Genomic DNA, 5,484 nt, shown 5'->3' with positions numbered 1-5,484 from the left:
CGGTGGAGCTGCATGACAAAGTCATCGGGCATTATCTGAACATAAAACACTATCAATAAGTTGGAGTCATTACCCATTATTGGCAGGATACTTTGAGCAGGAAAAACAACAATATCAAAATATTGTTGCTAAATACGCCTGAAGATTACCCGTACCGCGACATTGAAAACTGGCCTCATATCAACGGCGTTTTTTATTCCATGGAGGATCAAGAACGTGTTGTCAATGGGTTGCAAGGCGTCCTGCGCGGCGAATGCTACTTTACGCAAAAGCTTGCCAGCTACCTGATTACGCATTCAGGTAACTATCGTTATAACAGCACGGAATCAGCCCTCCTTACTCATCGGGAAAAAGAGATCCTGAATAAGCTGCGTATCGGCGCGTCTAATAACGAGATCGCTCGTTCGTTGTTCATCAGCGAAAATACGGTTAAAACGCATCTTTATAATCTTTTCAAGAAGATAGCCGTAAAAAACCGGACACAAGCGGTTTCCTGGGCAAACGATAACCTCAGGCGATAAAGCCATGAAACGTTATTTACGCTGGATTGTGGCGGCAGAATTTCTGTTCGCCGCAGGGAATCTTCACGCCGTTGAGGTAGAAGTCCCGGGATTGCTAACTGACCATACTGTTTCATCTATTGGCCATGATTTTTACCGAGCCTTTAGTGATAAATGGGAAAGTGACTATACGGGTAACTTAACGATTAATGAAAGGCCCAGTGCACGATGGGGAAGCTGGATCACTATAACGGTCAATCAGGACGTTATTTTCCAGACTTTTTTATTTCCGTTGAAAAGAGACTTCGAGAAAACTGTCGTCTTTGCACTGATTCAAACTGAAGAAGCACTAAATCGTCGCCAGATAAATCAGGCGTTATTAAGTACGGGCGATTTGGCGCATGATGAATTCTAAATAAAAAATTGTTCGGAGGCTGCAATGCGTGTCAAACATGCAGTAGTTCTACTCATGCTTATTTCGCCATTAAGTTGGGCTGGAACCATGACTTTCCAGTTCCGTAATCCAAACTTTGGTGGTAACCCAAATAATGGCGCTTTTTTATTAAATAGCGCTCAGGCCCAAAACTCTTATAAAGATCCGAGCTATAACGATGACTTTGGTATTGAAACACCCTCAGCGTTAGATAACTTTACTCAGGCCATCCAGTCACAAATTTTAGGTGGGCTACTGTCGAATATTAATACCGGTAAACCGGGCCGCATGGTGACCAACGATTATATTGTCGATATTGCCAACCGCGATGGTCAATTGCAGTTGAACGTGACAGATCGTAAAACCGGACAAACCTCGACCATCCAGGTTTCGGGTTTACAAAATAACTCAACCGATTTTTAAGCCCCAGCTTCATAAGGAAAATAATCATGCAGCGCTTATTTCTTTTGGTTGCCGTCATGTTACTGAGCGGATGCTTAACCGCCCCGCCTAAAGAAGCCGCCAGACCGACATTAATGCCTCGTGCTCAGAGCTACAAAGATTTGACCCATCTGCCAGCGCCGACGGGTAAAATCTTTGTTTCGGTATACAACATTCAGGACGAAACCGGGCAATTTAAACCCTACCCGGCAAGTAACTTCTCCACTGCTGTTCCGCAAAGCGCCACGGCAATGCTGGTCACGGCACTGAAAGATTCTCGCTGGTTTATACCGCTGGAGCGCCAGGGCTTACAAAACCTGCTTAACGAGCGCAAGATTATTCGTGCGGCACAAGAAAACGGCACGGTTGCCATTAATAACCGAATCCCGCTGCAATCTTTAACGGCGGCAAATATCATGGTTGAAGGTTCGATTATCGGTTATGAAAGCAACGTCAAATCTGGCGGGGTTGGGGCAAGATATTTTGGCATCGGTGCCGACACGCAATACCAGCTCGATCAGATTGCCGTGAACCTGCGCGTCGTCAATGTGAGTACCGGCGAGATCCTTTCTTCGGTGAACACCAGTAAGACGATACTTTCCTATGAAGTTCAGGCCGGGGTTTTCCGCTTTATTGACTACCAGCGCTTGCTTGAAGGGGAAGTGGGTTACACCTCGAACGAACCTGTTATGCTGTGCCTGATGTCGGCTATCGAAACAGGGGTCATTTTCCTGATTAATGATGGTATCGACCGTGGTCTGTGGGATTTGCAAAATAAAGCAGAACGGCAGAATGACATTCTGGTGAAATACCGCCATATGTCGGTTCCACCGGAATCCTGACAGATAAAAAAGCCGGAATTATCATCCGGCATTTTACTGTTTAAGCGAAAGCGTGAGTGCCCCTCACGCTTTATTTTTGATTTCCTGCTCACGGTGCGCCGTCTTTGCACTACGCGCCGCCAGCCACAGGCCACTGTTTTTCATTGCGTAACCAAATATCAGCCCAAGCGCCAGCGAAGGTAACACCAGTTTCCAGTCACCCTGCCCGGCAAACGTCGCGCATGCGCCTATAAACGTCCCCGGAACAAATGAAAGCAGCAGCTGTTTGGCCTGAATACACATCAGAAACGCGACAATACCGGTTATGACATAACCGAGAATTTCCAGATGTGGTGCCAGTGCACTACCGTAAATAATGACCATCGCCCACACCACGCCACTAAGCAGGGTTGCAGCGGAGATCGCCAGCCCTTTCAGCCCACCTTGCGGGCAGGCAAAGTAGGCCGTACAGCCCAGGAAGCCCGCCCAGCTTAGTAAGCCCAGGGAAACAGCCACCCATCCCCAGATACCGGAGAGAATGCCTGTTGTGATTGCAATAGAGAGAAGTATGTTCATGCCGCGCATGATAGCAGAAAACGCGGCCATGAATGAGATCGAGCACACATTTTATGCAACAACAAATTATCCGTTGCAGTTATGAGTGACGTAGATCACACTTATTCTTCAGAATCTTCTTCCAGCTCGTCCCACATTGCACTAATGGCATCGCGGGTTAGCGGTGCCATGGTGCGCCAGAAAGGCGTGGTTGCATGGGCCTCCACTTTGCCAAGGAACGCACCACACCAGGGTAACAGATACTCACTGAACAGTGTTTCCAGTGCTTCGCTCTCATCTTCCGTTGACTGATCTTCCAGCCAGGAAGCCGCAAGCAGCAATGTGCCGATGTGATCGGCTGGCGTATCCGCCAGTGGCATCCCTCGTTCGGAAAGAAAAGCGCGCACTTCCGCTTCCGTTGCGTCCTCAACCCATGCGCTACGATATGGCGGCACGGCACATTCATCGCCGATAAACAACGCATTGTAATCGGCAGAGACTTGCGCCATATCACAGCTTTTCTGTAAACGCGTCAGTAACTCATCCTGCTCCAGTGGCCAGTTCGCAGCCAGTTTCCCCTCACGAATCAGGGTAAACAGCGGCACCAGTAAAGGATCTTGCGGTTGGCGGTAATAGAGCGAACCCAGCACACGACAGAGGATAGAAAACTCGTTCATTAATATATTTCCATTACTAGTAATTAAAGGTCTGCAAATTCCGCAATCGGTGCCATACCGCGAGATTCAAGGAAGTTCAGTAAGCGGCGCGGAGAAACATTCAAAATGCGCTCTGGCGGAAAATCTACCGCGTCGAGGATTTTAAGACACTCTTCAAATTCCCCCATGGTAAACGCGGTGTGAGAATCCGAGCCTAATGCCACCCAACCTCCAGCATCACGTACCGCTGCGGCTACCGCACGACAGTTGTCTTCACTGCCCTTACGTGAGTGTAAAAATGAAGAATTATTGATTTCCAGCGCCACCTGATGTTTCGCGGCTGCTTCAGCAACGGCTTTCACATCTATTTCATATTTGGGATTTCCGGGATGGCTTATTATATGCACATTGCCGCTGGCGATAGTGGCGATCATCGCTTGTGTATTGGTCGCTTTGTCATGTGGTGCAAAAACCGGCTCATGAAAACCGGCAATAATCAGATCCAGCGAGTCAAACATTTTACCGCTGCAATCAATTTCACCATCAACATTTTTAATGTTAGCTTCGATGCCGCGCAGGATCCCTACCCCATCAACCACTCGCGGCCAGATACGCATGTTAATGAAGTGCCAGTGATGCGGAGCATCTTCCATATCCGGGCCATGATCGGTGATCGCAAAAAGTTTAATGCCCTTTTGTTTGGCCTGGGCAATGTAATCACTCAATGTGCTATATGCATGTGTGCTGGCAACGGTATGCATATGAAGGTCGACGGGATACATAACTCTCTCCTGTATTCAATTCCCGCCAAGGATAGCAGGAATCCTGATGCTTTATTAGTAGCCGCGTGCGCGGTCGACTTGCCCGCAGACCTTCTCCCCTTTTTCGAGCTGGGCAATAGTGCGAGAAATGTACTCCACAGCTTCAGCGGGACGGGTAATCGCGGCGACATGTGGTGTTATCGTCACGCGTGGATGTTGCCAGAGCGGACTTTCAGGCGGTAAGGGTTCACGATTAAAAACATCCAGCATTGCGCCTTTAACTTTCCCGCTATCCAGCGCCGCGAGCAGGTCATCTTCCACAACATGAACACCACGCGCCAGGTTGAGGAGATACGCGCCATCCGGTAATTTTTCGAGTAATTGTTGATTAATAATGCCGACGGTTTCAGGGGTATTCGGTAACAAATTAATCAATACCCGACATTGGCTCAGAAATGCAGACAGTTCTTCCCGTCCGGCAAAGCTTTGCACGCCAGGCCACGATTTACGGGTTCGACTCCAGCAACGCAGCGGAAAGCGCCAGGTTTGCAGACTCTGAGCAACTTTACTGCCCAGTACGCCTGCGCCCAAAATGCCGATGGTAAAATCTTCCCGATGATATTCAGGCAGCGGTTGCCAATGCGAACTATTTTGCTGGATGCGATAATCGTCAAAACGTCGAAACCAATGCAGCACCTGACTGACAGCATATTCCTGCATTTGCTCGCCCATACCGGTATCTTCCAGGCGAAAAAGTGGAACAGAAGGGTTCAGCATTTCAGGGTGTGCCTGTAGCTTGCTCAAAATAGAATCAACACCGGCCCCGAGTGCGAACACCGCTTTAAGATCGCGCCCTGCCAGCATTTCAACAGGAGGATGCCAGACTAAAGCATAATCAGCAGAGTCATTATCTCCGCTTTTCCATGCTCTGACTCTTGCCTGAGGAATAGCTTTGCGCAGTGCCTCAATCCACCATTGGGTATCGAACGTTGGGTGATAAAAGATGATATCCATACTGACTCCCGAAAAGCGTTGTGCGAAATTTATTCGCACTTATCGTTATGATCTACAAAAGCCACCAGCATAACAAATCCGTGGTCGGTGGCAAAAAAAGCAGATTTCGCTTATTAAAACTGCATATTGATTGAAGTTTGAATAAACGCGCGATTTTTTAAAAAAGTTTGTTGACCTCAGGTCATGATTTCCCTAAATTAGCGCCCGTTCCAGCAAGACAGGAACGACAATTTGGTGAGGTGTCCGAGTGGCTGAAGGAGCACGCCTGGAAAGTGTGTATACGGCAACGTATCGGGGGTTCGA

The 5,484-nt window shown here is 48.3% G+C and carries 8 protein-coding genes and 1 pseudogene; 5 read left to right on the top strand and 4 right to left on the bottom strand.

The features are described from left to right. Nucleotides 1-2: 2 nt before the first annotated feature. The 5 genes and pseudogenes from RTW80_RS31640 to csgG all read left to right on the top strand — a co-directional run bounded on the left by RTW80_RS31640 (nucleotide 3) and on the right by csgG (nucleotide 2,216). Nucleotides 3-59, top strand: coding sequence for an IS1 family transposase (locus RTW80_RS31640; RefSeq protein WP_003032489.1), 57 nt, complete (start codon nucleotides 3-5; stop codon nucleotides 57-59). Nucleotides 60-68: 9 nt separating this feature from the next. Then, nucleotides 69-521: pseudogene (csgD, locus tag RTW80_RS22095) on the top strand (biofilm master transcriptional regulator CsgD); the annotation flags it as partial. 4 nt (nucleotides 522-525) lie between these two features. Continuing rightward, a complete protein-coding gene (csgE, locus tag RTW80_RS22090) occupies nucleotides 526-915 on the top strand; it encodes a curli production assembly/transport protein CsgE (RefSeq protein ID WP_000833288.1) in 390 nt (129 codons plus the stop codon). A gap of 24 nt (nucleotides 916-939) precedes the next feature. Next, the gene (gene csgF, locus RTW80_RS22085; RefSeq protein WP_001264088.1) at nucleotides 940-1,356 is read left to right on the top strand and encodes a curli production assembly/transport protein CsgF; all 417 of its coding nucleotides are present in this window, start codon (nucleotides 940-942) and stop codon (nucleotides 1,354-1,356) included. Nucleotides 1,357-1,382: 26 nt separating this feature from the next. Further along, nucleotides 1,383-2,216, top strand: a complete 834-nt coding sequence (gene csgG / locus RTW80_RS22080; RefSeq protein WP_001189321.1) for a curli production assembly/transport protein CsgG — start codon at nucleotides 1,383-1,385, stop codon at nucleotides 2,214-2,216. 63 nt (nucleotides 2,217-2,279) lie between these two features. On the opposite strand, the gene RTW80_RS22075 is transcribed toward csgG, so the two are convergent. The 4 genes from RTW80_RS22075 to ghrA form a co-directional block, all read right to left on the bottom strand. Beyond that, nucleotides 2,280-2,771, bottom strand: a complete 492-nt coding sequence (locus RTW80_RS22075) for a DUF1097 domain-containing protein (RefSeq protein ID WP_001300785.1) — start codon at nucleotides 2,769-2,771, stop codon at nucleotides 2,280-2,282. 101 nt (nucleotides 2,772-2,872) lie between these two features. Continuing rightward, nucleotides 2,873-3,427 carry a molecular chaperone YcdY gene (gene ycdY, locus RTW80_RS22070; protein ID WP_001001902.1) on the bottom strand — a complete coding sequence of 185 codons (555 nt, stop codon included), beginning with the start codon at nucleotides 3,425-3,427 and terminating at the stop codon, nucleotides 2,873-2,875. Nucleotides 3,428-3,450: 23 nt separating this feature from the next. Next, nucleotides 3,451-4,188 (bottom strand): zinc-binding phosphatase, encoded by a 738-nt coding sequence (gene ycdX, locus RTW80_RS22065; RefSeq protein WP_000283664.1) that lies wholly within the window; start codon nucleotides 4,186-4,188, stop codon nucleotides 3,451-3,453. Between the two features lie 54 nt (nucleotides 4,189-4,242). After that, entirely contained in the window at nucleotides 4,243-5,181 is a 939-nt protein-coding gene (gene ghrA / locus RTW80_RS22060) for a glyoxylate/hydroxypyruvate reductase GhrA (protein WP_000351315.1), read from the bottom strand. Nucleotides 5,182-5,484: the final 303 nt, after the last annotated feature.

The organism is Escherichia sp. AM3 (assembly GCF_032029835.1).
In the GTDB taxonomy this organism is placed as follows: domain Bacteria; phylum Pseudomonadota; class Gammaproteobacteria; order Enterobacterales; family Enterobacteriaceae; genus Escherichia; species Escherichia coli.
This window is presented reverse-complemented; position numbering and strand designations above follow the sequence as displayed.

What these genes read in the sequence shown, in the direction of transcription:
- csgG (WP_001189321.1), top strand. Translation starts at nt 1,383, where the DNA reads ATGCAGCGCTTATTTCTTTTGGTTGCCGTCATGTTACTGAGCGGATGC.
- ycdX (WP_000283664.1), bottom strand. Translation starts at nt 4,188, where the DNA reads ATGTATCCCGTCGACCTTCATATGCATACCGTTGCCAGCACACATGCA.
- RTW80_RS22075 (WP_001300785.1), bottom strand. Translation starts at nt 2,771, where the DNA reads ATGAACATACTTCTCTCTATTGCAATCACAACAGGCATTCTCTCCGGT.
- csgE (WP_000833288.1), top strand. Translation starts at nt 526, where the DNA reads ATGAAACGTTATTTACGCTGGATTGTGGCGGCAGAATTTCTGTTCGCC.
- ghrA (WP_000351315.1), bottom strand. Translation starts at nt 5,181, where the DNA reads ATGGATATCATCTTTTATCACCCAACGTTCGATACCCAATGGTGGATT.
- csgF (WP_001264088.1), top strand. Translation starts at nt 940, where the DNA reads ATGCGTGTCAAACATGCAGTAGTTCTACTCATGCTTATTTCGCCATTA.
- ycdY (WP_001001902.1), bottom strand. Translation starts at nt 3,427, where the DNA reads ATGAACGAGTTTTCTATCCTCTGTCGTGTGCTGGGTTCGCTCTATTAC.